Here is a 24,898-nt window from a genome sequence, read left to right on the forward strand (position 1 = left end):
GGTGCTGCCCGTTTCAGGAAGCGGCAGCGGGCAGCACCACCTCGAAGCGGCAGCCACCCGGGATGTTGTGTACGCTCGCCCGCCCCTGGTGGGCTTCCACGATCCCCCGGACGATGGCGAGGCCCAGGCCCGCGCCCGCCGGAGGGGTACGGGCGTGGCTGCCGCGCCAGCCGGTGTCGAAGACGCGGGGCAGGTCCTCCTCGGGGATGCCCCCGCAGCCGTCCGTGACGGACAGCACGACCGCCCCGCCGGCGCCGCGCTCGGCGGCCACCGCCACCGTTCCGTCGGCCGGGGTCCGGCGGATGGCGTTGACCAGCAGATTGCCGAGGACCCGGCTCATCTCCTTGCCGTCCACCTCCACCGGCACCGGCTCGACCCGGCCGCCCACCAGTCGTACGCCCAGCTCCCGGGCGAGCGGATCGGCGCCCGCGAGCGCGTCGCCGACCAGGTCGTAGAGGGAGATACGGGTGTACGACAGCGGGAGTGTGCCCGCGTGGATGCGGGAGAGCTCGAAGAGGTCGCCGACCATGTCGTTGAGGCGTTCGACCTCGGTGCGGATCTGGCGGAGGTAGCGGGCGGGGTCGGCGGCGACGCCGTCCTCCAGCGCCTCCGACATGGCGCGCAGTCCGGCCAGCGGGGTGCGCAGGTCGTGCGAGATCCAGGCGACCAGTTCACGCCGAGAGGTCTCCAACGCTCGCTCCCGCTCCCTGGATTCGGCGAGCTTGGCGCTGGTGGCCGCCAACTCACGGCTCAGCGACTCGAGTTCGGCGGTGGCGGGGACCGCGGGGGCGGCGAAATTGCCGCCGTCTCCGAACGAGCGCGCGGCCACGGTGAGTTCGCGACTGCGCGCGACGACCCAGCGGCCCAGCAGCAGCGCCGTGGCCAGCGACACCACGGCCGCCATCGCCACGACCGTGGTGACGACGGTGAGATCGTGCGGGGACAGGAACATCGCCCAGGCGACGGCGAGGGTGCCGGCCAGCATGGCGACCACGCCGACGGCGGCGACGACCGCCATGGACGCGGTCAGCGAGCGGCGCCGGACGACACGGAGCACGGCCGCTCCGGCGAGGCCCGTGGCGGCGGCGCCGACGAAGGCGTACACGGCGATGAGGAGGGTGTCACGCATGCTCACTCACCCCCTGGTTCGAAGCGGTAGCCCACGCCCCACACCGTCTGGATGAGACGGGGCCGGGCCGGATCGTCCTCGACCTTGCCGCGCAGCCGGCGGACATGGACGGTGACGGTCGACAGGTCGCCGAAGTCCCAGCCCCACACCTCACGCATCAGGTCCTCCCGGCTGAACGCCCGCCCCGGATGCCGGAGGAAGTAGGAGAGCAGGTCGAACTCGCGGAGCGTGAGGGCCAGTTCGGTGCCGTCCTTGACCGCCCGGCGGGCCTCCGGGTCCAGGTTCAGACCGGCCGCGCCCAGCCGCTGTCCGCCGCCGGCCGGTCTGCTGCGGCGCAGTACCGACTCCACCCGCAGGACCAGCTCGCGGGGGCTGAAGGGCTTGGTGACGTAGTCGTCGGCGCCGACCTCCAGGCCCAGGATGCGATCGTCCTCGTCACCCCGGGCGGTGAGCATGATGACCGGCACCGGCCCGTGGCCGCGCATCCGGCGGCACACCTCCAGGCCGTCCATGCCGGGCAGCATCAGGTCCAGGACGACCAGGTCGGGCCAGTGGGCGGCGGCACGGGTCAGGGCCGTGGGCCCGTCGTCGGCCCGGTCGACCACATATCCCGCGCGGTCCAGATACCCGGCGACGACTTCGGCGACGGTCGGATCGTCGTCGACGACGAGGATCCGGGAGGGGCCACCGTCCACATTCGGCTGCTGCATGCCTCCAGCCTGGCACCGGGCACCCTCCGATGCCGTACCCGAGCGGCCCCGGGTGGCCGATGTCCGCGTTTCGTAAGGAGCGGGAGTCCGATATGCCTGATTCTCGTTCGTAGGGTGAAACCGTGACGACGACACCTTCCGACGTCGACGTGGTGCTCCCCTGCCTGAACGAGGCCGAGGCCCTGCCCTGGGTGCTGGGCCGGATTCCGGCGGGCTGGCGCGCCCTCGTCGTCGACAACGGTTCCACCGACGGCTCCGCCGACCTCGCCCGCAGACTCGGCGCGACCGTCGTGCGGGAACCGCGCCGCGGCTTCGGCGCCGCCTGCCACGCCGGGCTGACCGCCGCCACCGCCGAGGTGGTCTGCTTCTGCGACTGCGACGCCTCCCTCGACCCCGGGCTCCTGATCCCCTTCGTCCGCGAAGTCCTGGACGGCGAGGCCGACTTGGTGCTCGGCCGGCGCCGCCCGCAGGCCCGGGGCGCCTGGCCCCCGCACGCCCGCGCCGGCAACCTCGCCCTCGCCCGCATGCTGCGCCGCCGCACCGGACTGCGCCTGCACGACCTGGGCCCGCTCCGCGCCGCCCGCCGCGAGCCCCTGCTCGCCCTCGGCCTCAGCGACCGGCGCAGCGGCTACCCCCTCCAGATGGTGGTCCGCGCGGCCGACGCCGGCTGGCGGATCACCGAGCACGACGTCCCCTACCTGCCCCGCACCGGCGCCTCGAAGGTGACCGGCACCTGGCGCGGAACCTGGCAGGCGGTACGGGACATGAGCCGCGTCCTGGCCGAACCGCCGACCGTAGGGAGGGCCGTACGGTGACCACGCTCCTCGTCATCGCCAAGGAACCGGTGCCGGGCCGGGTGAAGACCCGGCTCACCCCGCCCTTCACGCCCGAGGAGGCGGCGGCCCTGGCGGAGGCGTCCCTCACGGACACCCTGCGCACGGTCGCGTCGACCCCGGCCACCCGCAGGCTGCTGGTCCTCGCCGGGGAGCCCGGCCCCTGGCTGCCGCCCGGCTTCGACGTCGCACGACAGTGCGCGGGCGGCCTCGACGAACGGCTCGCCGACGCCTTCGCCCACTGCACCGGCCCGGCGCTGCTGATCGGCATGGACACTCCGCAGGTGACGCCGGAGCTGCTGACCGTGGACTTCGCGGACTGCGACGCGTACTTCGGCCCGGCCGAGGACGGGGGGTTCTGGGCACTGGGGCTCGCCGACCCCGATCCGGGACTGCTGCGGGGGGTGCCCATGTCGACGCCGGTGACGGGGGCGGTGCAGCGGGAGCGGCTGGTGGCGGCGGGGCTCCGGGTACGGGACCTGCCGCGGCTGCGGGACGTGGACACGGCGGCTGATGCGGAGGCGGTGGCGCGACTGGCGCCCGACGGCAGGTTCGCGGCGCGGCTGGCCCGGTATGCGGCACCGACACCGGGGAGCTCGTCGACGGACGCCCACCGCAACCCGCTCAGGGGCGCGGGGAACCGCGCGACCAGCCCCCACCGACCCGCGGCCAACCGATGACCAGCCCACCCACCGCCCCTGCCTGGGCCACCGCCGACCCCTACACCACAGCCCTCCGCACCGGCCGCGGCCCGCTCTTCCTCCGCCGCACCGACGGCTGGCTCCTCCCCCTGGAAGTGGAACGCTGGTGCGCCCGGGCCGACGCGGTCGACCGCGTCGTCCTGGACCACTGCGAGGGCACTGTCCTGGACGTCGGCTGCGGCCCGGGACGGCTGGTGGCCGAACTGGCCACCCGAGCCCTCCCCTCCCTGGGGATCGACGTCAGCGAGGCCGCCGTGGCCCACACCATCCGCCTCGGCGGCCAGGCCCTGCGCCGCTCGGTCTTCGAGCCGCTGCCCGGCGAGGGCCGCTGGGGCACCGTCCTGCTGATGGACGGCAACGTCGGCATCGGCGGCGATCCGCACGCCCTCCTCGACCGGACAGCCCAACTCCTCCGCCCCGGCGGTCTGTTGATCGCCGAGACGGCACCCGTGGACATCGACGAACGCGTCCATGTCCACCTCACCGACGCCCGCACCACCACCGGCGCCCCCTTCCCCTGGGCGCGCCTCGGCACCCCGGCGCTGCTGCGGTACGCACGCGGCTGGCTGAGGGAAGATCAGTGGTCGGCCGACGGGCGCACCTTCGTCGCCCTGCGGACCCGCAGGGCCAGCAGCAGCGCCGAGCCGCCGAACAGCACGGCCGTGATCAGCAGCCAGCGCCCCAGGAAGCCGTCCGGCGACAGTCCGGTGGCGGACCGGTAGCGCCGGTCCACCATCCCGCTGATCAGCGGGAACCACACGAGCAGCAGCAGGCAGGACAAGGCCGCCGGTACGCGCACGTACATCACCCACTCCCGGCGGCCGGCCGCCCCCAGCCCCCGCACGAGCGCCCGGTCCGCGACCGCGTACAGCGGCAGCAGCACCAGGTCGTGCAGCAGCGCCGCGCCCACCAGCCACAGCGCCACCCCGAACCAGTCGTCGGCGAGCAGCTGCACACCGGCGTAGGCGGCGAGCGCGAACGAGCAGGCGAGCAGAAGGAGTTGGAGGGGGCTTCCGACAACGATCCGCGGTCGGCGCATCACAGGTCTCCGAAGGTCAGCCGGGCCACCCACTTGGTGTTCAGCACACCCGGTGCCGCGGGCACGATGACACGGGCCGGGTGGCCGTGGTCGGGGGACAGTTCCTCGCCGTTGACGTAGAGAGCGAGGAGGGAGCGCGGGTCGGCGACCTGGTTGGCGCGCAGGGCCGCGCGACGGAAGGCGCCGTGGCGCTGAAGCGACTCCACGAACACGTCCGGCGGATCATCGCGGTCGTAGCCCACCAAAGCCGCCAGGTCGCGCAGCCGCACCCCCCGCCACCACTGGTCCGAGGTCGACCAGCCCTCCACGCAGGCGATGGGCAACGCGGCGCTGTGCAGCGGGAGTCGGAGAAGGTCGGCGCGGCTCAGCCGAACCGTTCCCGTACGTCCCGTCACGACGAGGCGCCACGCCTGCGCACTGGTCTCGGCCGCGTCGATCCCGGCGTACGCGGCCGTCTTGTTGATCTGGAAGCCGTTCGGTCCGCTGCCGGGGTCACGGCCGTGCGGGGCCAGGAGGGCGGTACGCCGCAGCGGGCCGCCGAGGTTCTGCCCGACGGTCGTGACGAGGAGCAGCAGCGAGCCGCCCCCGACGAACCACAGCGCACCCCGCCGGGAGACGGTCGGCGCGGCGGGACGCGGGCTGACGAGGTCGCTGTCCGGTTCCGTCCTCAGGTGCCGCAAGGCCCGTAGCGCCGTGGGGAGTTTGAGCAGGGCGTGCGCGACGAAGGCGGCGAAGAAGACCCACGCGCCGTAGAAGTGCAGGGGGTAGAAGGAACCGGGGAAGACGTAGTCGAGCTGGACGTTGAGGACGCCGGTCACGAACTCGAAGAGCCCGCCCCCGACCAGGAGCAGCAGCGAGATCCGCTCGGCCGCGTGGGCGAGGGAGCGGGCCGGCGGCAGGGTGAACAGCCGGGGCACGACCGACCACAGCTTGGCCAGCAGCACAGGGATGAGTGTGACGCCGAGTGTCACATGCACGCCCTGGTTCAGCCGGTACAGCCAGTGCGGGTCGGTCGGCCAGGAGAAGAGATAGAAACCGAGGAGGCCCTTGTCCGGGGTCTTGTCGTTCACCGGGGACAGGTCCGGGTTGTAGGCGGCGTACGAGAGCAGTCCCGTCACGAACAGCACGGTGATGCCGACGAGCAGGACGAGGCCCAGCACCGAGGTGAACCAGGGGCCGCGCAGGGGGCTGCGCCAGAAACCAGGGGTGGACGGAAGCCGCGGATCGTCTCGCATGGGCCGACCGTAGGCCCGGACCACCCCAAGAAGGGGTGCGCGACCCATGACGAAACGCTGACGTCCGGCCTGGGAGACGCCTCACCGGCCGCCACCCGGCCTAGCGTTCCCGGCGTGACCCGTTCCCTCCGCCGTGATCTGTACGCCGCCGGGGCCGCGGCCCTGCTGGTGACGGCCGCCGTCCTGGTCGGCCGCCCCCGCACCAGCACCCTGCTCGTCGGCTGGCCCCCGCTGCTCGCCTCCTGGGACCCGCACATCGGCCCCGGCACCCCGGCGGCCGTCCTCCTCGCGGCCGCGACCGTCGCCTACGGTCCCGCCCTCGCCGCCCGTCTGCGCTGGCGGGCCCTGCTGCCCCTGGCGTGGGCCACGGCCCTGGCGTGGATCCTGTCCCTCGCCCTGATCGACGGCTGGCACCGGGGCATCGCCCGCCGCCTGACCACCCGCTACGAGTATCTCCAGGTCATCGACCGCTTCGACGACATCCATGGCACCCTGCGCACCTTCACCGACCACATCCTCCTCACCTCCCCCGACCACTGGCCCGCCCACATCGCGGGCCACCCGCCCGCCGCCACCCTCACCTTCGTCCTCCTCGACCGGCTGGGGCTGCGGGGCGGCGGCTGGGCCGGGATGTTGTGCATCGTCGTCGGCGCGACGGCATGCGTGGCGGTACTCGTCACGATCCGCGCCCTGGCCGACGAGACGCTCGCCCGCCGCGCGGCCCCCTTCCTGGTCCTGGCCCCGGCGGCGGTGTGGATGGGCACCTCGGCGGACGCGTACTTCGCGGCGGTCGCGGCCTGGGCGGTGGCTCTGCTGGCGCTGGCGGTGACGCGGGGTTCGATGGGGTGCGCGGGCGCCTCCGGCCTCCTCTTCGGCCTGACCTGCTATCTCTCCTACGGCCTCACACTCGTCGCCCTGATCGCGGCGACGGTCCTCGCCCTCGGCCACCCCGGCATCCGGGCCCGGCCCGCTCTCCTCCTCCCCCTGCTCGCCGGACTGGCCGTCGTCCCGACCGTGTTCACGCTCGCCGGGTTCGACTGGTGGGAGGCGTACCGCCTGCTCGTCACCCGCTACCGCCAGGGCGCGGGCGGTGTCCGCCCCTACGGCTACTGGGTGTGGGCCAACCTGGCCTGCACGGTCCTGATCACCGGCCTGGCGACGGCGGCGGGCCTGCGCCGGACCGGTGCGGTGCTGCTACGACGGGAGGGCGGCGCCCACTCCAAAACGGCGACGCGTCTCGCGCTCCTCGTGACCGCCGCCCTCGCCGCCCTGCTCATCGCCGACCTGTCCGGCATGAGCAAGGCGGAGACGGAACGCATCTGGCTGCCGTTCGCGGTGTGGCTGCTGCCGGCGTGCGCGTTCCTCACCCGGCCACGTGCGTGGCTGCTCGCGCAGGCGGTACTGGCCCTGCTCCTCAACCACCTGCTGCGCACCGGATGGTGACGGCGGGGCTGATCAGTGGTCGGTCTCCAGGTGGAGCTTGAGGAGGTCCACGCCGTAGTCGTTGCCGTTGGGGGTGCGGATGATGGTGTGGATGTGCTGCTGGGTGGGGGTGCCGTTGGGGCCGCCCGAGCTGGTGTCGCCGTCCTCGTGGTAGGCGAGCGGGGACTCGGCGTCGTACTCGATCAGGACGACCGGGGAGTGCACGCGGTAGTAGAACGCGGAGTCGTCCTCGGACTCGCCGATCCAGTAGAAGTACGTGTCGTCGAGGTGCTTCTCGATGTCCCGCAGCCAGACCCGGGAGTGCCCCTCGTCGATGGTGCCGGTGTAGACCTCGACGAGGTCCAGGAGCAGCTTCTGCTGCTTGCGGTTCAGGGCTGAGCCCTGGAGGCCCTTGTACGCCATGACCGCGTTGTCGTTGCCCGCGCCGGCGGTGAGGTTGGTGCCGGTCTTCGTCTCGGTGCCGGGGGCGGCGGTGGCGAGCTGGGTGTCGTCCAGGGCCCGCAGCAGCTTGAGTCCGGCGGCGGTCTCCTCCCGGAACAGGTGGTAGTCGACACCGTCGTACGTGATCTTCGTGGGCTCGGAGCCGCGGAAGGTCGGGGTGGCGACGACCTGGTCGCCGAGGACGAAGTAGTTGACGACGATGTGATGGCCCTCGAACTGGAAGCCCCAGGGGGCGGTCGCCGACGGGGTGCCCATGATCGTGAACCAGTAGGCGTCGAAGTTGAGCGCCTTGGTGGTGTCGCCGCCGGCCTCGCCGAGGTAGTGGTTGAGCTTGCGGATCTGGGTGGCGTTCTCCAGTCCGCGTGCGGACAGCGCCGCCTTCAGCAGCTTGATCGCCAGCTTGTACTGCTTGTCCGTCATATCGCGCAGGGCGAGACCGTCACGGTCGTTGGAGTCGACGTTCGTCCAGTCGAGCCACTGGTCGGCGTCGATGTCGAAGAGCGTGGCCGACTTCTGGTCGTCGGTGAGGGAGTTGACGAAGGCCGCGCCCGCCCGGACGACCGGGGTGGTGGAAACACCGGTGCGGTGGATCGCGTACAGGTCGTCGACGACCGTGCCGTCCGTGGTGACGCCGACGAAGTCGTCGTAGGCGATGGTCTGCCCGAAACCGCCCCCGCCTGCCGGCGGGCCGGACGGGGTGGCACTCGCCGTGGCGTCGGCCGCGGTGGCATCCGTCGTCTCGGCACCGGCCTGGGTGGCGGCGTAACCGCCCATGACGGCGACGGCGGAGACACCGCCGGCGAGGAGGGCCTTGTTCATGAACCAGCGGCGCGAGCGGTGCTGGGCGGGGGTGCGGGGCTTGTGTCCGTGCGATGAGTTGGCCATGCCCGTGACGATTTCGTCGACACTTAAAGCCAACGTGGCAGGGACCTGTGGATCGCCTGGGAGTGGCTTACCTCAGCGAGTCCACGAACGCGGTGAAGGTGGCGGGGGTGACGCGGAGATGGCCTCGGGCCGGGTCCTTGGAGTCGCGGATGGCGATGTGGGTGGTCAGGGGGGCCACTTCCAGACACTCACCGCTGGTGCCGCTGTACGACGACTTACGCCACGGTGCTCCGGTCAGGTCCTGGTTGGTGCCCATAGCGATCCTCCATGACGCGCCCGATCAGTTCCGCCGAGTCCTCCGGGGAGAGGGCGCAGGCTTGCAAGCGAGCGTAACCGACCGAACGCTCCCTGATCACTTGCGGATTGGCCGTCATATGGCCTTGGTCGTAGCCGTCGGCGTAGCAGAGGTCCGGGTCGCGATCGAAGCGCAGCAAAGTGAATGAGCCCATCAGCCCCGGGTGTTGCCCGATCGAGGACGGAAGCACCTGAATCTGCACCCAGGGGTTCTTCGCGAAGCCCACCAGGTACTCCAGTTGCCCTCGCATGACGGCTGGACCACCGACCTGCTGGTGCAGCACCGCCTCCGAGAGCACCACCCACAGCGGGGGCGGCGCTTCCCGGCTCAGAATGCGCTGCCGCTCAAGTCGGGCAGCCACCTGCTCGTCCACCTCGTCAGGGTGGCCCACGCTCAACAGCGCCCTCGCATATTCCTCTGTTTGCAACAGCCCGTAGACCACCTGGCACTGGAACGTGGAAATGTACGCCGCCTTCGCCTCCATCCCTGCGAACGGCTGGAACCAGCTCGGCAGTTGGCTCTGCAACACCAACCCCACCAGCCCCGAGAAGAACCCCTCCGTCCCCAGCGCCGCATCCACCCGCTCACTGAACTCCCGCGTCGGCACCTTCTGCGCGCACTCGATCTGGCCGACCAGCGACCCGGTGCAGAAGATGATCGACCCCAGCTCGCTCAAGGTCAGCCCCGCGCCCTCGCGTCGGCGGCGCAACTCGTAGCCGTAGTAGTCCAGCGGGGAGGCGCAGGGATCAAGGTCTCGGCGGACGTGCGCCACGGGCGGTCACCCCTCGTGTTCTCGACTCATAGCCGAGAGTAACCACCCAACTCCCCTCGGGTGACGGGAATCATGTAACCGGTCACACGCCGACCGTGGTCCCGGGGTGAAACCTCGCGGGCTTCTCGTGAAGGATCGGAGTACCGGCCGGTTCGACAACTCCCGCTGATCATGGTCCGGTTACGATCAAGGTCGCTGCATGACGACGCGCGCAGGGCGGTCACGCCCGAGGTACTCCCCCACCACCTCCTGTGCAGCGAGTGAACCGAACATGCGCCAAGAAAGGCTCACCATGCGCAAGCTGAAGCGCGCCACGTCCGCCGCGGTTGTCGTCGCCGCGCTCGCGGGCACCACGGCGATCGCGGTCGCGACCCCGGCCGCCGCCGCCGACTACAAGTGCACCACCAGCAAGAAGTCCGTCGACGACCCGTCGTACTCGGGTCCGTGGGCCGACAACTGGGACTTCACGGTGAAGGTCTGCGCGAAGCGCTCGGGCTCCACCGTCTACAGCTACGCCAAGATCAGCTGGGACGGTCCGGCGTACGGCCAGGTCGACGACTCCACGATCTTCGACTCGGCCTACTTCAAGGTCCAGATCAAGAAGTCGCAGTCCGGCACGGACCCGGTGAAGACGTCGAAGAACTTCTACGGCATCGAGGCCAAGCTGGAGGACAGCACCTCCAACGGCAACTACAACAACTCGTACACCACGGGCACGATCAGCTACAAGATCGGCTCCAGCAAGGGTCTGGGCGACGGCGAGCTGCACCTCGACTGGGACAGCGACGGCGGCGGCGACCAGAGGCACCTGTTCAGCGCCTCGCCGGTGGTCTGACCCGACCGACCAGACCGCCTGAACCACCCGCTGCCCGGTCCGTCGCCACAAAGACGGACCGGGCAGTTCGTCGTTCCCGCGGCCTTGACCCGCGCTCTCCCGGGGCATACGTTCCCGTTTCGGAAAACGGTTACTACCTGAATTCCGCCCTCGAAGGAGAGGTCCCTTCACGATGAGAGCTGCAAGCGGTACGGGGTCACCGTCCCGGCGGGGAGTACTGAAAGGCGCGGCGCTCACGGCCGGGGCTGCGATGGCGGGGCGGGGCGGCCCCGCACACGCCGCGGGCCCCCGCGCCTGCTCCACCACGGTCCGCATGGGCGGCAACGCCCTCACCCTGTCGGTGGTGGACGGGGCGCTGCGCTGGTCCGCGACGCGTGACGGCAGGGCGGTCGTGGACACCTCCGCGCTGGGCCTGGCCCTGGCCGACGGCACGGTGCTCGGCAGCGATGTCATCCTGCTCGACGAAGGCCGCGGCTCGGTCGTGCACCGCACCTGGTCCCCCGTGTACGGCCGCAACGCCACCGTCACCGACCACTACCAGGAACGCCGCTGGCATCTGCGGGACGCGGCGACGGGCATCCGCTTCGGCGTCCAGTTCCGCGCGTACAGGTCGGGGGTGGCCCTGCGGTACGTGCTGTTCGGCACCGGAACGGCCGTCATCGCGGATGAGTTGACCACCTTCACCTTCCCCGAGGGCACCACGGTCCACAGCGCCCGCGACGAGGACGCGTACGTCCCCGTGGCCCCCGGCGCGATCCCGGTCACCGGCACCGCGACCACCGACAACGGCCCCCTCACCGACCTCCCGCTGACGGCGACGCTCTCCGAGGGCCTCATCGCGTGCGTGTGCGAGTCGGCCCGCCTCAACTACCCGCGTCTGATGCTCAGTTCGGCCTCCGACCACCCCAACGCCCTCTCCGCCTTCCTCATGGAGCACACGGCCCGTGGCACCGGCGAGGTCGAGACGACCTCCACCGTCACCGCTCCCTTCGCCACGCCCTGGCGCGCGGTCGTGATCGGCTCCACCCACGCCGAACTCGTCGACAACGCCGACCTGGTCCTCAACCTGGCCCCGCCGAACGTCCTCCCCGACACGTCCTGGATCAAGCCGGGCAAGGTCTTCCGCTGCGAACTCACCACCGCCGCCGGTCTCGCGGGCGTCGACTTCGCGGTGGCCCGGGGCATCGATTACATCGAGTACGACGCGGGCTGGTACGGCCCCGAGTTCACCACGGTCGACGCGACGACCCCGATCGCCGCGATAGACATGCCCTCGGTCCTCTCGTACGCCACGAGCCAGGGCATCGGCGTGTTCCTCTACGTCAACCGCCTGGCCCTGACCGACGCGGACGCGCTCTTCTCCCTCTACAAGGGCTGGGGCGTCACGGGCATCAAGCTCGGCTTCATCAACGACGGCACCCAGTCGATGACCGACCGGATCACCGCGTGGGCCCGCACGGCCGCCGAGCACGAGCTGCTGATCGACATGCACGACGACGTACGCCCGTCCGGCCTTGAGCGGACGTACCCCAACTACCTGAGCCTGGAAGGCGTGCGCGGCAACGAGCAGTTCCCGACCGCCACGCACAACGTGACCCTGCCCTTCGCCCGCAACATCGGCGGCCCGCTCGACTACACCATCTGCTACGGCCAGTCCCGCAACAAGACGACCAACGCCCACCAGATGGCGATGGCGGCGGTGTACTACCAGCCCCTCAACTTCCTCTTCTGGTACGACAAGCCGTCGAAGTACGCGACCCCCGCGAACTGGCCGGGGCTGCCGTGGTTCAACGCGATTCCGACCACGTGGGACGAGAGCAGGGCGCTGGCCGGCTCGATCGGCGAGTACGTGGCGGTGGCCCGCCGCAACGGCTCCACCTGGTACCTGGGCGCGATGACCAACGAGACGGCGAGGACGCTTTCGCTGCCGCTGACGTTCCTGGCCGCCGACACGACGTACACGGCGACGATCTACGCGGACGGGACGGCCGGCACGAGTCCCTTCCGGACGCCGGTGGTGGTGAGCACGCTGCCGTCCGTCACGTCGGCGACCACACTGGAGGTGACCATGACCGAGGCGGGCGGCCAGGCCGTCATCCTCACGCCCAACTGACCACCCTCGTAGGTCCGGTGGGGTTGCGGGGCTTGCCGGAAGCCGTGCGCTACGGGAGCGGGCTCACGTGTTTGTGCCACACCTCCGTCGCCTCCTTCGCCGCTCCCGGTGCCGCCAGCAGCAACGGCTCGCCGTAGGACGGGAGTTCGGGGAGGGCGATCGCGCCCGCCTCCCGTGCGATCAGGAGGGCCGGGAGTCCGTCCACGTGGTGGAAGGAGCCGATCCCGGCCGCCGTTGCCCTGCCCGCCGCCACCTGCGCCAGGGAGAGGGCCGTGGAGCCCATCACGCGGACCGTGCAGTGGCGGTCGGCCAGGTCGGCGAGGAGGGGGTCCATGCCGGGCCAGTGGGCGTGGGCCGCCCACTCGGTGAGGAAGACATGGCCGGTGAGGGTGGTGTGGGAGGCGGCCTGGACCGGGGTCCCGTTGAGGCGGGCGCCCCGCCCCCTGATCGCGGTGAACGTCTCGTGCCGCCACGGGTCCGCGACCACCCCCAGCAGCGGGGTGCCGTCGGGGGCGGCGAGGCCCAGGGAGAGGGAGCACCAGCCGAGACCGTGGGCGTAGTTGGTGGTGCCGTCGACCGGGTCGATCACCCAGTGCGGGGCGTCGGGGGCGCCCTCGGTGACGCCGTACTCCTCGCCCACGATCCCGTGGTCCGGGAAGGCCGCGGTGAGCGCCTCGCGCAGGTGGGTCTCCACCGCTTCGTCGGTGTCGGTGACGATGTCGGCGGGGCCCTCCTTCTCCCGTACGGCGTCGGGACGGGGGCGGCGGATCAACTCGGCCGCCCAGGCCGCCAGTTCCGTCGCCACGGCCATCGCCCGGTCCAGGTCAACCTCCCGGTCCGGCTCCGGGTCACGCCACTCCCACACGGGTCCTCACCTCGCCTTTGCTCGCCGGCCCCCGGTCAGCTCTTCGCCGCCACCGGGACCACCGCCGTCAGGATCTCCTGTACCCGGTCCGCGATGTCCGCACGGTCGTTGAGAACCCAGGAGATGTGCTGGGCGCCGAAGAAGGCGGAGACCAGGACACGGGCGGTGGCCTCGGGGGAGGTGCCGGCGGGCAGCTGGCCCGTCTGCTGGGCCTGGCGGAGCCACCCGGTGAGGGACTCGGTGTAGCCGAGGTAGGGCATGGGCATCTCGGCGCCGATCAGGGAGCGCTCGATCTGGAGGCGGGCGCCGGCCTGGACCATCGTCTCGTCACGGAAGGCGCGCGCGGTGCGCTCCAGCAGCTCGGTCACCGCCTGGAGCGGGGAGAGGTCGGCCTCCTCCACCTCCTGCCCGATGACGCCGAGGCGGTGGTAGAACTCCTCGGCGCAGGCCTGGGCGAGGGCCTCCTTGTTGGCGTAGTGGAAGTAGACCGCGCCCTTGGTCACCCCGGCGAGCGCGGCCACGTCCTGCACGGTCACCGCCGGGAAGCCCTGGGTGGCGAAGGCCTCCGCCGCCGCGTCGAGCACCTGCCCGCGGGTGCGCACGGCCCGCTCCTGCTTGAGGCCCGTGTCCCGGTGCCGGGGGGCGGTGTCCCGGGCGGGCCGGGGCCTGGCTGCGCTGCGTTCCACGGCCATACTGTCCATCCTCTGGCGATCCTCTGGCGTTCCTTGAAATATACCTTCGGGAATGTATTGTAAGTGGCGGCTCGACCGGCGCCGGCCCTGTGCGGATGTTGTGCCGGTGTTGCTGTCTGCGTGAATACATTCACTGGGGGTTCAGACCATGCATCAGCCTGTCGTCACACCTGTCTCCACGCCCATACGCACCACGGCGGGCTCGACCGCCGTACGAGCGGAAGTCCAGGGTCCGCAGCTCCGCTGGCTCCAGCCGGTCCCGCGCCACATGGTGCACCGCGCCGCCATCGCCGAGGTCTTCCTCACCGACGCCGTCCGCACCGGCGAGCACTCCTTCCTGGTCGCCGCCCAGTGGCCGCGCGACCACGCGCTCTACTCGCCGGGCAGCGACGGCACCAGCGACCCGCTGCTCTTCATGGAGACGATCCGCCAGGCCCTGGTCTACCTCGCGCACGCCTACTACGAGGTGCCGCTCACCCATCGCTTCATCGGCTTCGGCTCGGAGTTCGAGATCACCGACCCGGCCGCCCTGCGCATCGGCGGCGAACCGGTCCCGGTGGTCCTGGAGGCGCGGTGGGTGTGGGTCGGCAACCGTCCGCCGAATCGATACGGCATGCGGCTCGAAGTCGTCCTCACCGTCGGCGGCCGCACCTGCGGGCGCGGCGCGCTGCACGTCGTCGCCGTGGACGACAAGCGGTACGCGATGCTGCGCGGCCGGGGCGCCAAGCCGCGCGGCGTCGCGGTGACCGGCCCGGCCCCGCGCCCGCTGGAGCGGGTGCACCCGGCGGCGGTGGGACGGCTGCGCGCCAAGGACAGCGTGCTGGTGCGCGAACGCACCGACGGCCCTTGGCAGTTGCTGGTCGACGTCGAGCACCCGATCTTCTTCGACCACCCCAGCGACCACGTCCCGCTCATGGTCACCCTGGAGGGCTTCCGCCAGCTCGCCCATCTGCTGCTGCACCCCGGCGACATGGCGCGGGGCGCCGGGCACACCCTGCTCGGCATGGAGTCCGACTGCCTCGCCTTCGGCGAACTCGACGCTCCCATCGACCTGGTGGTGCGCGAGCGCGCGCCGGAGACCGGGTCCGGCCGGACCCGGGTCACCCTGGACGCCGTACAGAACGGCACCGCGCTCGCCACCTGCCGCACCCTGTGGGGCACCCGGGCGGCGGACGGTGCCGCTCACGTGGATCACCGGGTGCCCGTTTCCTCTACCGCCTGAGAGCCGTCCACCGCGTCCCACAGCCCCCGCACCCGCTCGGCCAGTCCGCGCCGTTCCGGATCGGGGGCCGTGTAGTAGGCGCCCACCAGGATCACCACGGCGAGATCGGCCGGCGACTCGGCGGACAGCGACCTCAAGTCGGCCGGGAGCCGCGGGGGTTCGGCAGCCGACTGGGCCTCGTCCATCACCAGACGCAGCGCCGCGTTGAACCGTACGTCCGACTCCACGCGCTCGGCGAGGGCGCAGCACAGGGCGCGCAACCGCTCGTGCGCCGGGAGGTTCCCGTCCTTGTGCCGGGCGAGGAGCTCGTCGACGACCTCGTCGAGATGCCCGGTGAGCGCCCGTGCCAGCTGTTCCTTGGAGGCGAAGTGGGCGTACAGGGCGCCCTTGGTCAGCCCGGTGCGGGCCGCCACGTGCTGGAGGTTGGCGCGCGGATACCCGTGGCGGACGAACTCGGCCGCGGCGGCGTCGAGGACCAGTTCATGGGTGCGCAGTGAGCGCGCCTGTTTCGCCATCGCGTGTCCCTTCGGATGGTGGTCGGAGCAGAGGGAGAGCGGCCAGGGCTCTCGAACAATACCTTCTTGAACGCACTTTTTTTACCTGATACTGAAGGAGTAGTCGTATGTCCCTCGCGACCACCGCACTCGTCACCGCCGCCGCGCACGCCCAGGAGGCGGACAGCGGACGGCGGTTGGCGCCGGAGGTGGTGGCGGAGCTGACCGCCACCGGCCTGGCCCGGCACTTCGTGCCGCGCCGATGGGGCGGCAGGGAGGGGACGTTCACGGACCTGCTGCACGAGGCCGCCGCGGTCGGCGAGGCATGTACCTCGGCCGCCTGGGTCGCCATGCTGTGGGCCGTGCACGGGCGGTACGCCGCGCTGCTGCCCGAGGAAGGGCAGCAAAGGGTGTGGGGCGCCTCCCCGGACGTGCGGATATCGGCGGCGCTCATGCCGCCCGCCGGGCGGGCCGAACCGGCACCGGACGGCTGGCGGTTGACCGGCACCTGGGGGTGCGTCAGCGGCGTCGACAGCGCGGAGTGGATGCTCGCCGCCGCGCCGGGGGACGACGGGGAGACGCGGGTGTTCGCGGTGCCGGGCGCCTGCGTCGACGTACTCGACACCTGGGACGCCACTGGGCTGCGCGGCACCGGCAGCCACACCGCGGTCGTGCAGGACGCCTTTGTCCCGCACGAACTCACCTTTCCGTTCGCCGAGTTGATGCGTGGCGGCTCGGCTCCCGGGCTGCCCCGCTGCCATACCGCGCCCGCTCAGCTCGCCGGCGGTCTCCTGTTCTGCGCGCCGGCGCTGGGCGCGGCCCGCAGGGCGCTGGCGGTGTGGTCGGGGTGGGCGGCGGCCAAGGCGCCGGGCAGCGGGCGCCCGCCCCACGACAGCGCGGCGGTGCGCGAGACGCTCGCGGTGACCTCGGCCCACATCGACGCGGCGGGCCTGCTCCTCGAACGGGCCGCACGGCGCGCCGACTCCGACCCGGTCACCCCCGCCCTCGTCACCGGCAATCAGCGGGACGCGGCCGTCGCCGTCGGCCTCCTCGCCGACGTCGTGGACCGGCTCTTCCGCACCGGCGGCTCGCAGCTGCGCGCCGGTTCCGGCGAACTGACCCGCCTGTGGCGGGACGTCCACACGGTCGCCTCGCACGGAGTGCTCCGGCTGGAGCCGGTGGCCGCGGCCTACGCCTCCACCGCGCTCGGCGGGGCCACCGAGGAACGGGCCAGCACGGCCTCGCGCTCCGCGTAGAACCCGATCTTCCAGTCCAGGTACCGGAGCGTGGCGGTGAACGAGCCGGTCCGCGCGCGCAGCGACTCCCGGTGTGCTTCGAGCAGTTCACGGCGGGCGGCGATGGTCCGGTCGCCCGCCCGGTACAGCTCGACGTAGTGGTTCATGTCGGCCGGTGACATCCCGGTGCTGCGCAGATGGTTGAGGAACTCCAGCCAGCGCAGATGGATCGGACTGTAGGCGCGCACCCCGTACGGGTCCTCCTCGGCGCCCTCGATCAGCCCCTGCCGCTCGTACCAGCCGAGGGTGTCGGCGTCGAGCCCGCTGATGCGGACGACCTCCTCCAGGGAGTAGGTCTCGGCGTGGGTGGTGACGTAGGCGGTGGGGCGCTTGCGGTCGTAGGCCGCGTACTCGGTCGTGGTGTCGCTCACGGACATGGTGATCCTTCTCTGGGGAGGGTCGGGATGATCTTCAGTGGCGCCAGGACGCGGCGGTGCGGTGCGTGGTCAGGGCCGGGCGGTGCCAGGTGGGTGCGGCGGCGGTCCGGGCGGGCGCGGGCTCCTCCGCGGCAGACGTCCGCCGGGCCAGTTCCAGCAGTACGGCGGTGGCGGCGGCGAGCTCCTCGGGGGTCGGCGCGCCGCGCAGCACGCGGAGCACCGGCTCTTCGGCGGGCGCGCTCATACCGGCTGGTTCCCGTGTTTACGGGAGGGCAGGTCGGCGTGTTTGGTGCGGAGCATGGCGAGCGAGCGGACCAGCACGGCCCGGGTGTCACGAGGATCGATGACGTCGTCCACCAGCCCGCGCTCGGCGGCGTAATAGGGGTGCATGAGCTCGGACTTGTACTCCTTGATCCGCCGCTCGCGCACCGCCTCGGGATCGTCCGCGGCGGCGATCTCCCGCCGGAAGACGACGTTCGCGGCGCCCTCGGCCCCCATCACGGCGATCTCGTTCGTGGGCCAGGCGAGGGCGAGGTCGGCGCCGATGGACCGGGAGTCCATGACGATGTAGGCGCCGCCGTACGCCTTGCGCAGCACCAGCGAGATCCTCGGCACGGTGGCGTTGCAGTACGCGTACAGCAGCTTGGCCCCGTGCCGGATGATCCCGGCGTGCTCCTGGCCGACGCCCGGCAGGAACCCGGGGACGTCCACGAGCGTGACGAGCGGGATGTTGAAGGCGTCGCAGAACTGCACGAACCGCGCGCCCTTCTCCGAGGCGGCGATGTCCAACACCCCCGCGGTGGCGGCGGGTTGGTTGGCGACGACGCCGACGACATGCCCGTCGAGCCGGGCGAGGGCACACACCAGGTTGGCGGCCCAGGTGGGCTGCACCTCGAAGAAGTCGCCGTCGTCGACGATCTCCTCGATCACCCGGTGGATGTCGTACGCCTGGTTCGGCTCGGCCGGCACCAGGTCGAGCAGGGCCTCGCAGCGCCGCTCGGGGTCGTCCGACGGCGTCTCGTAGGGCGGGAGTTCGCGGTTGTTGGCCGGCAACAGGGACAGCAGATGCCGTACGTCCTGAAGGCAGCTCGCCTCGTCGTCGTAGGCCGCGGCGGCGACACCGGAGACATCGGCGTGCACGTCGGCACCGCCGAGGCCGTTCTGGCTGACCTTCTCGCCGGTGACGGTCTGGACGACGTCGGGGCCGGTGATGAACATCTGGGAGATGCCGCGGACCATGAAGACGAAGTCGGTGAGCGCGGGCGAGTAGGCGGCGCCGCCGGCGCAGGGCCCGAGCATCACGCTGATCTGCGGCAGGACACCGGAGGCGGCGACGTTGCGGGTGAAGATCCCGCCGTACCCGGCGAGCGCGCTGACCCCCTCCTGGATCCGGGCCCCCGCCCCGTCGTTGAGGCTGACCAGCGGCGCCCCGGCGGCCAGCGCGAGGTCCATCACCTTGTGGATCTTCGTGGCGTGGGCCTCGCCGAGGGCGCCGCCGAAGATACGGAAGTCATGGGCGTAGACGAACACGGTCCGGCCGTCCACGGTGCCCCAGCCGGTGACGACACCGTCGGTGTAGGGCCGCCGGGCCTCAAGACCGAACCCGGTGGCGCGGTGCCGCCGCAGCGCCTCGATCTCGGTGAACGACCCGGGATCCAGGAGCAGTTCGATGCGCTCACGGGCGGTGAGCTTGCCCCGCGCGTGCTGCTGGTCGCTCGCGCCGGGGGCGGGGCCCTCGTGCGCGAGCTCGCGTATGAGGGCGAGTTCGGCGAGGCGGGTGCGGGTGGTGTCGGGCGGGATGGTCGTCGTGTCCGGTGGGGGATGAGGAACGGTGCGTTCTTCCATGACGGTCATGGGTCCATCCTGCCTGTTTTAAATTCCTTCGTGAAGGTATTTTAACGGGGCTTTGCGAAGGAAGTGCGCGGGCGCACGGCCGGGACACGACGAAGACCCCGGCGCCGGGAGTGGAACCCGGGCCGGGGTCTTCGTGCGCTGGCCGGTGCGGTGGGCGGGGGGCGTCGGAACCGACCGGCCGTCCAGGGGTACGTCGGGTACCCCTAGGCCTTGGTGTTCTCGCTCGGCCTGTTGGTCAGGCGGGGCAGGAACAGGGCCGTGGCCGCCGCCGTCGCCAGCAGCATCACCACGCTGATCACAAAGCTGGTGTCCATGCCCTGCTGGAAGTGGGAGGTGTCCGCGATCAGCGCGCCGAACGCCGCCACCGCGATGCAACTGCCCACCTGCCGGAAGGTGTTGAGCACCGCAGCCGCCGTACCGGCCCGGTCGCCGTCGATGTTCTCCAGGATGGCCGCCGTGAGGGAGGGCACCGCGAGTCCGCCGCCGAGGCCGATCGGGACCAGGAGCAGCACGGGGATCCAGTACGAGGTGGAGGAGGTGACCGTCAGCATGAGCACCGAGCCCGCCGTCATCACCAGCTGGCCGATGGCCATCGGCACCCACGCACCCTTGCGGGCCGCGAGCTTGACGCCCGCCATGTTGACGATGGAAATTAGCGCGCACATCGGGATGAACATCGCGCCGGTGCTGACCGGGGAGGCGCCGCGCACCTGCTGGAAGTACATGCCGAGCAGGAAGATCGCGCCGTAGAAGACCGCGTTGATGGTGAAGCCGGCCGCGAGGCAGACGACGACCGTGCGGTTCTTGAAGATGCTCAGCGGCACCATCGGCTGCTCACGCCGCGACTGCGTCGTCACGAACACCGCGATCGCCACCGCGGCGAGCGCCAGGGTGCCCAGCACGTCCGCGCTCCCCCAGCCCGCACGCCCGCCCTCGATCACGGCGTACGTCAGACCGGCCAGGGACGCCACCACCGAGAGCTGCCCGAGCAGGTCCACCGGGGCCGCCCGGCGCGGCGAGGGGGCGATACGGGTCAGCAGGGCGAGCCCGAGGGCACCGACCGGGAGGTTCAGGTAGAACACCGCGCGCCAGCTCAGCCCGCTGGTGAGCATGCCGCCGATGACCGGCCCGACCGCCACGGCCACCGAACCGGCCGCCGTCCAGATCGCGATGGCCCGCGCCCGCTTGCCGGGGTCGGTGTAGGTCTGCCGGATCAGCGCGAGCGAGGCCGGCACCATCAGCGCCGCCGCACCGCCCTGCACCATGCGGGCGCCGATCAGCGTGCCGAGGTTCGGGGCGACACCGCAGGCCAGGGAGGCGACGGTGAAGGAGGCAAGCCCCCAGGCGTAGGCGCGGCTGGCACCGATCCGGTCCGAGAAGGTACCGGCCGACAGCATGAACGCCGCGAACATCAGCGTGTAGCCGTCCACGATCCACTGGAGGTCGGCCATCGTGCCGCCGAGGCTGTGGGAGATGGCCGGGAGGGCCACGTTGACGACCGAGCCGTCGAGGGAGATGACGAAGAAGGCGAGCAGGGCCGCCGCGAGGACGGTGGTGGTGGAGGAGGTCGAGGGGGAGGTGGGGGCGGACGGGTCCGCCGCCGGTCCGTCCGGGGTGCGGGGCCGGTCGGTCCGCGCGGGCCGGGTCAGGATGGCCATGGGAACTCTCCTTGTGAGAAAGGGGTGGAGGGGGGAGGGGCCCTCAGCCAGGGAGGGCCGGAGTGGGTTCGCTCAGGCGTCCACCGGCGCGGCGCGGCGACGGCTGAGTTCGGCGAACTCCGGGTTCGTGCCGAGCACTCCGCCCTCGCCCCAGCGGTTCTGCGGGATCTCCTGGATGAAGACGGTGATCTTGTCGAGGGGTGCCCCGATGACCCGGTGCACGGTCGCGGTGAGCTCCTCGATCAGCTCCTGGCACTTCTCGTCGGTCTGGTTCGGCCAGGTGGTCATGGAGAGGATGGGCATGACGAAGCTCCTTGTGGCGTACGGGGGTTGAGGGTCGAGCAGGAAGAGGGGCGCGGCGGCGGGCTACAGGCCGGCCGAGGGTCGGGCGAGGGTCGGGCGCGAAGGGGTGGCGCGGCGGCGGTTACAGGCCGGCCGAGGGTCGGGCGAGAAGCGGTGGCGCGGCGGCGGTTACAGGCCGGCCGAGGGTCGGGCGAGAAGCGGTGGCGCGGCGGCGGTTACAGGCCGGCCGAGGCTCCCCCGTCGAGGGTGAGGGCGGCGCCCGTGATGTGCCGGGCGGCGGGCGAGAGGAGAAAGGCCGCGAGGCGGGCCACGTCCTCCGGGTCGGCCAGTCTGCCGAGCGGGGTCTGTGCGGCGACCTGGGCCGTGACCTCGTCGGCGGTGGCGCCGGTGCGGTCGCCGATCGCCTTGGCGATCTCGTCCCACAGGGGGGTGCGGACGGCACCGGGGTCGAGGACGTTGACCCGGACGCCCGAGCGCCCGAGGTCCTTGGAGACGGCCTTGGCGAAGGCCGCGACGGCGGCGTTGACCGCGCTGTTGACCGGGAAGAGCGGGTCGGGATCCTTGCGGAAGACACCGCTGACCAGGACGACCGAGCCACCGTCGCCCTCGGCCAGCGGACCGGCGAGCGCCCGGGTGAGCCGTACGGCCCCCATCAGCTTGCCGTTGAACGTGGCCTGCCACATCGCGTCGTCGGCTTCGGCGAGCGGGGCGAGCGGGCCGTCGCCGGCGGTGTGCACCAGGCCGTCCACCCGGCCGAGCTCGGCGACCAGGACGGCGACCGTGGCGTCGACCGAGGCGGCGGAGTTGATGTCGGTCTCGTACGTCACGAGCCGCCCCGCGCCGCCCGTGCGGGCGTCGATCTCCTGCCGGGTCCGTTCCAGACGGGCCGCGTCCCGGCCGAGCAGGACGACGGTGGCGTCCGACCGGGCCAGCTCCTCGACCACGGCCGAGCCCATACCGCCGGTGGCGCCGCTGACGACGATGACGGGGGTGGCGGGGATGGCGGCGTTGGAGGCAGGGGAGGCAGGGGAGGCGTTCATGACTTCCTCAATTCCCGGGCTGCACACCCGGCTTGACGGTACGTCAGCTAGCAGCGGCGGGCCCGGTACGAGCGGGCCCTGCCTGGTGATGAAAAAGGTAGCCGGGTTGAGGAGTCTGCGCAACCATCTAGTTGGTTTTCCAGAACCAGCTAGCTGGTCAAACCCCGGCCGAACCGCCCCCGACCAGCGAAAAGGGAGCCCGGAAATCTCCGGACTCCCTCAGCCGATCAGGCTCCTGACGACCCTCAGACCGACCCCTGGAGCACGTTGTCGATGATCGAGTGGCCGTGTGCCACCACGCTTGCCCGCAGCAGCGCCCAGCCGCTCTCCGTGTCCCCGTCCGGGCCGAGCATCAGCCGGCGCTGCTGCGGCACGATGAACGGCCAGGACGCGATGCCGACCAGGGCGATGAGCACGCGGGCGGCGGTCGCGGGGTCGTCGACGCCGAGGGCGAGGCTGAGCGCGGCCGTCTTGTGGACGTAGTACGCCTCGCGCTCCTTCTCGTCCGGGATCGGCTTGTCCCGGTAGTGCAGACCCTCCCAGGCCAGCAGCCGCACCAGGTCGGACTGGCGGTGGTAGTCGAAGACCTCGCCCACATAGGAGCGCAGCCCCTCCTCCGTGACGGGGATGGGGACGGCCTCCGACATATGGGCGTAGACCTTGGTCATCACGGCCGCGAACAGGGCTTCCTTGTTGCCGAAGTAGGCATAGATGCGCTGCTTGTTGACGCCGGAGCGCTCGGCGATGCGGTCCACGCGCGCCCCCGCGAGCCCATGCTCGGAGAACTCCGCCTCGGCGGCTTCCAGAAGCTTGGCGCGGGTCGCCTGCGCCTTGGGTGTCTCAGCCATGGGAACAGCGTAGTCCACACCACAACCAACTGGATGGTTCAGAAAAACCAACTAGATGGTTGCACTCGCGCCGAGACTCCTCTACGGTCTTTCACATCGGCCCCGCCACCCCGGGAATCCCCAGGAGAACCGGTGCGGAAGCGGCGGCAGGCCCCGTACGTCCAGTGCGTCCAGCACATCAGCTGTCCCTGTTCGTCCGACGCTCCTCCCTCGTCAAGGAGAAACGCATGTCAGCCACAGCCTCCCTCCGGACCCTGCTGCTCGTCGGTGACCGTTTCGCCGGATTCGCCGTCCAGCAGGACGTCCTCACCGTCAGCCAGTTCATCGAGGAGATGCGCCTCGGGGTGTACTCCTGGGACAGTCGGCCGGTGCGGGTCCGCGCCGGTCAGGGCGTCACCGCCGAGGACGCGGACATGGTCCGTGACGCGGCCCTGCTGCTCGGCCTGGGCGACCGCCTCGACCTCGACTTCCGCCCGCCGGCCCTGGCCGGCCGCGGCGAGGCCCACAAACACCGAAGCAGCAACACCCTGATAGCCGACCTGAGGCGGGACGGGGCGGACCTCTTCTCCGCCGGCCTCCGGGTCCACAACGACAACGAACTGCTCATCGACCACCAGACCGGCGAGCACGTCCAGGGCATGGTGGCCGTCGAGGCGGCCCGGCAGATGTTCCTCGCGGTCAGCGAGCGCTACCACGCCGCCCGCTACCTGGACCGCTCGTACTACTACGTCATCGAGTCGATGAACACGTCCTTCGAGAACTTCCTCTTCCCGGTCGACGCCACGGTCGTCTACCACTCGCTGCGCGCCGAGCTCGACAACCCGGACCGGCTGTCCTTCGCCGCGGAGATCTCCCTCCACCAGGCCGACCGCCGCGCCTCCATCACCACCGTCACCTACACGGCCTTCGACGCCCCGGTCATCGAGGCCAAGGAGCACCGCCGGGGCCGGTCCGCCGTGGAGCACACGCTGCGCAACGCGCGGCAGACGATCACGCCGGCGGAGCCGGTGCTGGCCACCGTCTGAACCGGCGACAACCGGCGACACCGCTCGACCCCTCTCGCTCTGCCCCCACTTCACACCCCACTCAAGGAGACAGTCATGTCCGCTTCCGCCGCCCTCATCACCGCCACCGAGCTGTTCGCCAAGCCCGAGCAGATCGACGCCGTCGCCGAGGCATGGCAGGCCCACAACGACGCGTCCGGCTTCGACGGCCGCATCCTCTACCGCGGTCTGGAGAGCAACTCCGTCCTCGAACTCGCCCCGCTGCACCGCGGGTTCGAGCAGATGGAGGAGCTGCGCGCCGACTGGTGGAAGCTGTGGGAGGCCGTCGGCCCGCTGGGCGAGGGCGACTTCCGCCGCCAGTTCCTCCAGTTCGTCGAGGCGCCCAAGCCGGCCGCCGGCGCGCTGCCCGACACCCACTACGTGCAGATGCGGCACGTCGAGGTCGTGCCGCGGGTCTACCGGCAGTACCGCGCCTGGCGCGAGGAGACCATCTTCGACGTCGTGCGCACCACGGACGAGGTCAAGAGCTTCCAGGCCTTCCACTCGCTGGCCAGCACCGAGCCCGGCGTGATGTTCGTGTCCGGCTTCGACGCCGACCCGGCGACGTACATGGAGGCGTTCACCTCCCCCCGCTACCAGCAGATCGTCCGCGAGGCGGGCGACACCTACATCACCGGAGGCGACAACGGCCTGTACACCCGCATCTACGAGCGCGTCACCGCCTGACGCCGACTCCCCTTCCCGCCCCACGGCCGGCCGCTGAACTCCTGTGCACCCGCGCGGCGTTGCGCGGCCGGCCGTCCGTATCCGCGAAG

General features: G+C 71.5%; 26 protein-coding genes. 10 read left to right on the plus strand and 16 right to left on the minus strand.

Annotated elements, in window-relative coordinates; translation table 11 throughout:
* Positions 1 to 13 precede the first annotated feature (13 nt).
* Together OG866_RS20810 and OG866_RS20815 are read right to left on the minus strand one after the other, a co-directional pair.
* The gene (locus OG866_RS20810) at positions 14 to 1,129 is read right to left on the minus strand and encodes a sensor histidine kinase (RefSeq protein WP_329336754.1); all 1,116 of its coding nucleotides are present in this window, start codon (positions 1,127 to 1,129) and stop codon (positions 14 to 16) included.
* A 2-nt stretch (positions 1,130 to 1,131) separates the two neighbouring features.
* On the minus strand, positions 1,132 to 1,839 hold the full coding sequence (locus OG866_RS20815) for a response regulator transcription factor (protein ID WP_329336755.1): 708 nt from the start codon (positions 1,837 to 1,839) through the stop codon (positions 1,132 to 1,134).
* 122 nt (positions 1,840 to 1,961) lie between these two features.
* Here OG866_RS20815 and OG866_RS20820 point away from each other — a divergent pair, with 122 nt between their 5' ends.
* From OG866_RS20820 to OG866_RS20830, 3 genes are read left to right on the plus strand one after another with little or no spacing between them, the layout of a single operon-like run.
* Complete coding sequence (locus OG866_RS20820; protein WP_329336757.1) at positions 1,962 to 2,654, plus strand: glycosyltransferase family 2 protein; 693 nt, start codon at positions 1,962 to 1,964, stop codon at positions 2,652 to 2,654.
* On the plus strand, positions 2,651 to 3,352 hold the full coding sequence (locus OG866_RS20825) for a TIGR04282 family arsenosugar biosynthesis glycosyltransferase (RefSeq protein WP_329336759.1): 702 nt from the start codon (positions 2,651 to 2,653) through the stop codon (positions 3,350 to 3,352). The genes OG866_RS20820 and OG866_RS20825 overlap by 4 nt, the downstream gene beginning before the upstream one ends.
* Entirely contained in the window at positions 3,349 to 4,095 is a 747-nt protein-coding gene (locus OG866_RS20830) for a class I SAM-dependent methyltransferase (RefSeq protein ID WP_329336761.1), read from the plus strand. The genes OG866_RS20825 and OG866_RS20830 overlap by 4 nt, the downstream gene beginning before the upstream one ends.
* Before the next feature lie 316 nt (positions 4,096 to 4,411).
* Here the strand turns inward: OG866_RS20830 and OG866_RS20835 are convergent, their stop codons facing one another.
* A complete protein-coding gene (locus OG866_RS20835; protein WP_329336763.1) occupies positions 4,412 to 5,647 on the minus strand; it encodes a molybdopterin-dependent oxidoreductase in 1,236 nt (411 codons plus the stop codon).
* 114 nt (positions 5,648 to 5,761) lie between these two features.
* On the opposite strand from OG866_RS20835, the gene OG866_RS20840 reads away from it, so the two are divergent.
* Positions 5,762 to 7,090, plus strand: coding sequence for a hypothetical protein (locus OG866_RS20840; RefSeq protein WP_329336765.1), 1,329 nt, complete (start codon positions 5,762 to 5,764; stop codon positions 7,088 to 7,090).
* A 12-nt stretch (positions 7,091 to 7,102) separates the two neighbouring features.
* Here the strand turns inward: OG866_RS20840 and OG866_RS20845 are convergent, their stop codons facing one another.
* From OG866_RS20845 to OG866_RS20855, 3 genes are all read right to left on the minus strand, one after another.
* Entirely contained in the window at positions 7,103 to 8,416 is a 1,314-nt protein-coding gene (locus tag OG866_RS20845; RefSeq protein ID WP_329336767.1) for a DUF3500 domain-containing protein, read from the minus strand.
* A gap of 67 nt (positions 8,417 to 8,483) precedes the next feature.
* Positions 8,484 to 8,672 (minus strand): DUF397 domain-containing protein, encoded by a 189-nt coding sequence (locus tag OG866_RS20850; RefSeq protein ID WP_329336768.1) that lies wholly within the window; start codon positions 8,670 to 8,672, stop codon positions 8,484 to 8,486.
* Complete coding sequence (locus OG866_RS20855; RefSeq protein ID WP_329336769.1) at positions 8,632 to 9,483, minus strand: helix-turn-helix domain-containing protein; 852 nt, start codon at positions 9,481 to 9,483, stop codon at positions 8,632 to 8,634. Before OG866_RS20855 ends, OG866_RS20850 begins: the two co-directional genes overlap by 41 nt.
* 292 nt (positions 9,484 to 9,775) lie before the next feature.
* Between OG866_RS20855 and OG866_RS20860 the strand changes: the two genes are divergently transcribed.
* Both OG866_RS20860 and OG866_RS20865 read left to right on the plus strand, forming a co-directional pair.
* A complete protein-coding gene (locus tag OG866_RS20860; protein WP_329336771.1) occupies positions 9,776 to 10,318 on the plus strand; it encodes a hypothetical protein in 543 nt (180 codons plus the stop codon).
* A gap of 172 nt (positions 10,319 to 10,490) precedes the next feature.
* Entirely contained in the window at positions 10,491 to 12,431 is a 1,941-nt protein-coding gene (locus tag OG866_RS20865; protein ID WP_329336773.1) for a glycoside hydrolase family 97 protein, read from the plus strand.
* 49 nt (positions 12,432 to 12,480) lie between these two features.
* Here OG866_RS20865 and OG866_RS20870 read toward each other — a convergent pair whose 3' ends face one another.
* Both OG866_RS20870 and OG866_RS20875 read right to left on the minus strand, forming a co-directional pair.
* Complete coding sequence (locus OG866_RS20870; protein WP_329344220.1) at positions 12,481 to 13,242, minus strand: inositol monophosphatase family protein; 762 nt, start codon at positions 13,240 to 13,242, stop codon at positions 12,481 to 12,483.
* Between the two features lie 89 nt (positions 13,243 to 13,331).
* Positions 13,332 to 13,988 (minus strand): ScbR family autoregulator-binding transcription factor, encoded by a 657-nt coding sequence (locus OG866_RS20875; protein WP_329344221.1) that lies wholly within the window; start codon positions 13,986 to 13,988, stop codon positions 13,332 to 13,334.
* Positions 13,989 to 14,136: 148 nt separating this feature from the next.
* Between OG866_RS20875 and OG866_RS20880 the strand changes: the two genes are divergently transcribed.
* The gene (locus OG866_RS20880) at positions 14,137 to 15,210 is read left to right on the plus strand and encodes a ScbA/BarX family gamma-butyrolactone biosynthesis protein (protein WP_329336775.1); all 1,074 of its coding nucleotides are present in this window, start codon (positions 14,137 to 14,139) and stop codon (positions 15,208 to 15,210) included.
* Here the strand turns inward: OG866_RS20880 and OG866_RS20885 are convergent.
* Positions 15,180 to 15,725 carry a helix-turn-helix domain-containing protein gene (locus OG866_RS20885; protein WP_329336777.1) on the minus strand — a complete coding sequence of 182 codons (546 nt, stop codon included), beginning with the start codon at positions 15,723 to 15,725 and terminating at the stop codon, positions 15,180 to 15,182. The genes OG866_RS20880 and OG866_RS20885 overlap by 31 nt on opposite strands.
* Before the next feature lie 107 nt (positions 15,726 to 15,832).
* Here OG866_RS20885 and OG866_RS20890 point away from each other — a divergent pair, with 107 nt between their 5' ends.
* Positions 15,833 to 16,960, plus strand: a complete 1,128-nt coding sequence (locus OG866_RS20890; RefSeq protein WP_329336778.1) for an acyl-CoA dehydrogenase family protein — start codon at positions 15,833 to 15,835, stop codon at positions 16,958 to 16,960.
* On the opposite strand, the gene OG866_RS20895 is transcribed toward OG866_RS20890, so the two are convergent.
* The 7 genes from OG866_RS20895 to OG866_RS20925 all read right to left on the minus strand — a co-directional run bounded on the left by OG866_RS20895 (position 16,894) and on the right by OG866_RS20925 (position 23,079).
* Positions 16,894 to 17,370: a MerR family transcriptional regulator gene (locus tag OG866_RS20895; RefSeq protein WP_329336780.1), complete on the minus strand. Its 477-nt coding sequence runs from the start codon at positions 17,368 to 17,370 to the stop codon at positions 16,894 to 16,896. The genes OG866_RS20890 and OG866_RS20895 overlap by 67 nt on opposite strands.
* A gap of 40 nt (positions 17,371 to 17,410) precedes the next feature.
* Positions 17,411 to 17,620 carry an acyl-CoA carboxylase subunit epsilon gene (locus OG866_RS20900; RefSeq protein ID WP_329336782.1) on the minus strand — a complete coding sequence of 70 codons (210 nt, stop codon included), beginning with the start codon at positions 17,618 to 17,620 and terminating at the stop codon, positions 17,411 to 17,413.
* Positions 17,617 to 19,230, minus strand: coding sequence for an acyl-CoA carboxylase subunit beta (locus tag OG866_RS20905; RefSeq protein ID WP_329336784.1), 1,614 nt, complete (start codon positions 19,228 to 19,230; stop codon positions 17,617 to 17,619). Before OG866_RS20905 ends, OG866_RS20900 begins: the two co-directional genes overlap by 4 nt.
* 203 nt (positions 19,231 to 19,433) lie before the next feature.
* The gene (locus tag OG866_RS20910) at positions 19,434 to 20,888 is read right to left on the minus strand and encodes an MFS transporter (protein WP_329336786.1); all 1,455 of its coding nucleotides are present in this window, start codon (positions 20,886 to 20,888) and stop codon (positions 19,434 to 19,436) included.
* Between the two features lie 72 nt (positions 20,889 to 20,960).
* Positions 20,961 to 21,191 carry a tautomerase family protein gene (locus tag OG866_RS20915; RefSeq protein WP_329336787.1) on the minus strand — a complete coding sequence of 77 codons (231 nt, stop codon included), beginning with the start codon at positions 21,189 to 21,191 and terminating at the stop codon, positions 20,961 to 20,963.
* A gap of 215 nt (positions 21,192 to 21,406) precedes the next feature.
* Positions 21,407 to 22,231 (minus strand): SDR family NAD(P)-dependent oxidoreductase, encoded by an 825-nt coding sequence (locus tag OG866_RS20920; protein WP_329336789.1) that lies wholly within the window; start codon positions 22,229 to 22,231, stop codon positions 21,407 to 21,409.
* A 245-nt stretch (positions 22,232 to 22,476) separates the two neighbouring features.
* The gene (locus OG866_RS20925; RefSeq protein WP_329336791.1) at positions 22,477 to 23,079 is read right to left on the minus strand and encodes a TetR/AcrR family transcriptional regulator; all 603 of its coding nucleotides are present in this window, start codon (positions 23,077 to 23,079) and stop codon (positions 22,477 to 22,479) included.
* A 227-nt stretch (positions 23,080 to 23,306) separates the two neighbouring features.
* Between OG866_RS20925 and OG866_RS20930 the strand changes: the two genes are divergently transcribed.
* Entirely contained in the window at positions 23,307 to 24,104 is a 798-nt protein-coding gene (locus OG866_RS20930) for an AfsA-related hotdog domain-containing protein (protein ID WP_329336793.1), read from the plus strand.
* Positions 24,105 to 24,179: 75 nt separating this feature from the next.
* Positions 24,180 to 24,809, plus strand: a complete 630-nt coding sequence (locus OG866_RS20935) for a hypothetical protein (protein ID WP_329336794.1) — start codon at positions 24,180 to 24,182, stop codon at positions 24,807 to 24,809.
* Positions 24,810 to 24,898 lie beyond the last annotated feature (89 nt).

This window comes from Streptomyces sp. NBC_00663 (assembly GCF_036226885.1).
Taxonomy (GTDB): domain Bacteria; phylum Actinomycetota; class Actinomycetes; order Streptomycetales; family Streptomycetaceae; genus Streptomyces.

What these genes read in the sequence shown, in the direction of transcription:
- OG866_RS20875 (WP_329344221.1), bottom strand. Translation starts at nt 13,988, where the DNA reads ATGGCCGTGGAACGCAGCGCAGCCAGGCCCCGGCCCGCCCGGGACACC.
- OG866_RS20830 (WP_329336761.1), top strand. Translation starts at nt 3,349, where the DNA reads ATGACCAGCCCACCCACCGCCCCTGCCTGGGCCACCGCCGACCCCTAC.
- OG866_RS20930 (WP_329336793.1), top strand. Translation starts at nt 23,307, where the DNA reads ATGTCAGCCACAGCCTCCCTCCGGACCCTGCTGCTCGTCGGTGACCGT.
- OG866_RS20905 (WP_329336784.1), bottom strand. Translation starts at nt 19,230, where the DNA reads ATGACCGTCATGGAAGAACGCACCGTTCCTCATCCCCCACCGGACACG.
- OG866_RS20885 (WP_329336777.1), bottom strand. Translation starts at nt 15,725, where the DNA reads ATGGCGAAACAGGCGCGCTCACTGCGCACCCATGAACTGGTCCTCGAC.
- OG866_RS20835 (WP_329336763.1), bottom strand. Translation starts at nt 5,647, where the DNA reads ATGCGAGACGATCCGCGGCTTCCGTCCACCCCTGGTTTCTGGCGCAGC.
- OG866_RS20890 (WP_329336778.1), top strand. Translation starts at nt 15,833, where the DNA reads ATGTCCCTCGCGACCACCGCACTCGTCACCGCCGCCGCGCACGCCCAG.
- OG866_RS20910 (WP_329336786.1), bottom strand. Translation starts at nt 20,888, where the DNA reads ATGGCCATCCTGACCCGGCCCGCGCGGACCGACCGGCCCCGCACCCCG.
- OG866_RS20880 (WP_329336775.1), top strand. Translation starts at nt 14,137, where the DNA reads ATGCATCAGCCTGTCGTCACACCTGTCTCCACGCCCATACGCACCACG.
- OG866_RS20925 (WP_329336791.1), bottom strand. Translation starts at nt 23,079, where the DNA reads ATGGCTGAGACACCCAAGGCGCAGGCGACCCGCGCCAAGCTTCTGGAA.
- OG866_RS20915 (WP_329336787.1), bottom strand. Translation starts at nt 21,191, where the DNA reads ATGCCCATCCTCTCCATGACCACCTGGCCGAACCAGACCGACGAGAAG.
- OG866_RS20810 (WP_329336754.1), bottom strand. Translation starts at nt 1,129, where the DNA reads ATGCGTGACACCCTCCTCATCGCCGTGTACGCCTTCGTCGGCGCCGCC.
- OG866_RS20860 (WP_329336771.1), top strand. Translation starts at nt 9,776, where the DNA reads ATGCGCAAGCTGAAGCGCGCCACGTCCGCCGCGGTTGTCGTCGCCGCG.
- OG866_RS20920 (WP_329336789.1), bottom strand. Translation starts at nt 22,231, where the DNA reads ATGAACGCCTCCCCTGCCTCCCCTGCCTCCAACGCCGCCATCCCCGCC.
- OG866_RS20850 (WP_329336768.1), bottom strand. Translation starts at nt 8,672, where the DNA reads ATGGGCACCAACCAGGACCTGACCGGAGCACCGTGGCGTAAGTCGTCG.
- OG866_RS20900 (WP_329336782.1), bottom strand. Translation starts at nt 17,620, where the DNA reads ATGAGCGCGCCCGCCGAAGAGCCGGTGCTCCGCGTGCTGCGCGGCGCG.
- OG866_RS20870 (WP_329344220.1), bottom strand. Translation starts at nt 13,242, where the DNA reads ATGGCCGTGGCGACGGAACTGGCGGCCTGGGCGGCCGAGTTGATCCGC.
- OG866_RS20815 (WP_329336755.1), bottom strand. Translation starts at nt 1,839, where the DNA reads ATGCAGCAGCCGAATGTGGACGGTGGCCCCTCCCGGATCCTCGTCGTC.
- OG866_RS20845 (WP_329336767.1), bottom strand. Translation starts at nt 8,416, where the DNA reads ATGGCCAACTCATCGCACGGACACAAGCCCCGCACCCCCGCCCAGCAC.
- OG866_RS20935 (WP_329336794.1), top strand. Translation starts at nt 24,180, where the DNA reads ATGTCCGCTTCCGCCGCCCTCATCACCGCCACCGAGCTGTTCGCCAAG.
- OG866_RS20865 (WP_329336773.1), top strand. Translation starts at nt 10,491, where the DNA reads ATGAGAGCTGCAAGCGGTACGGGGTCACCGTCCCGGCGGGGAGTACTG.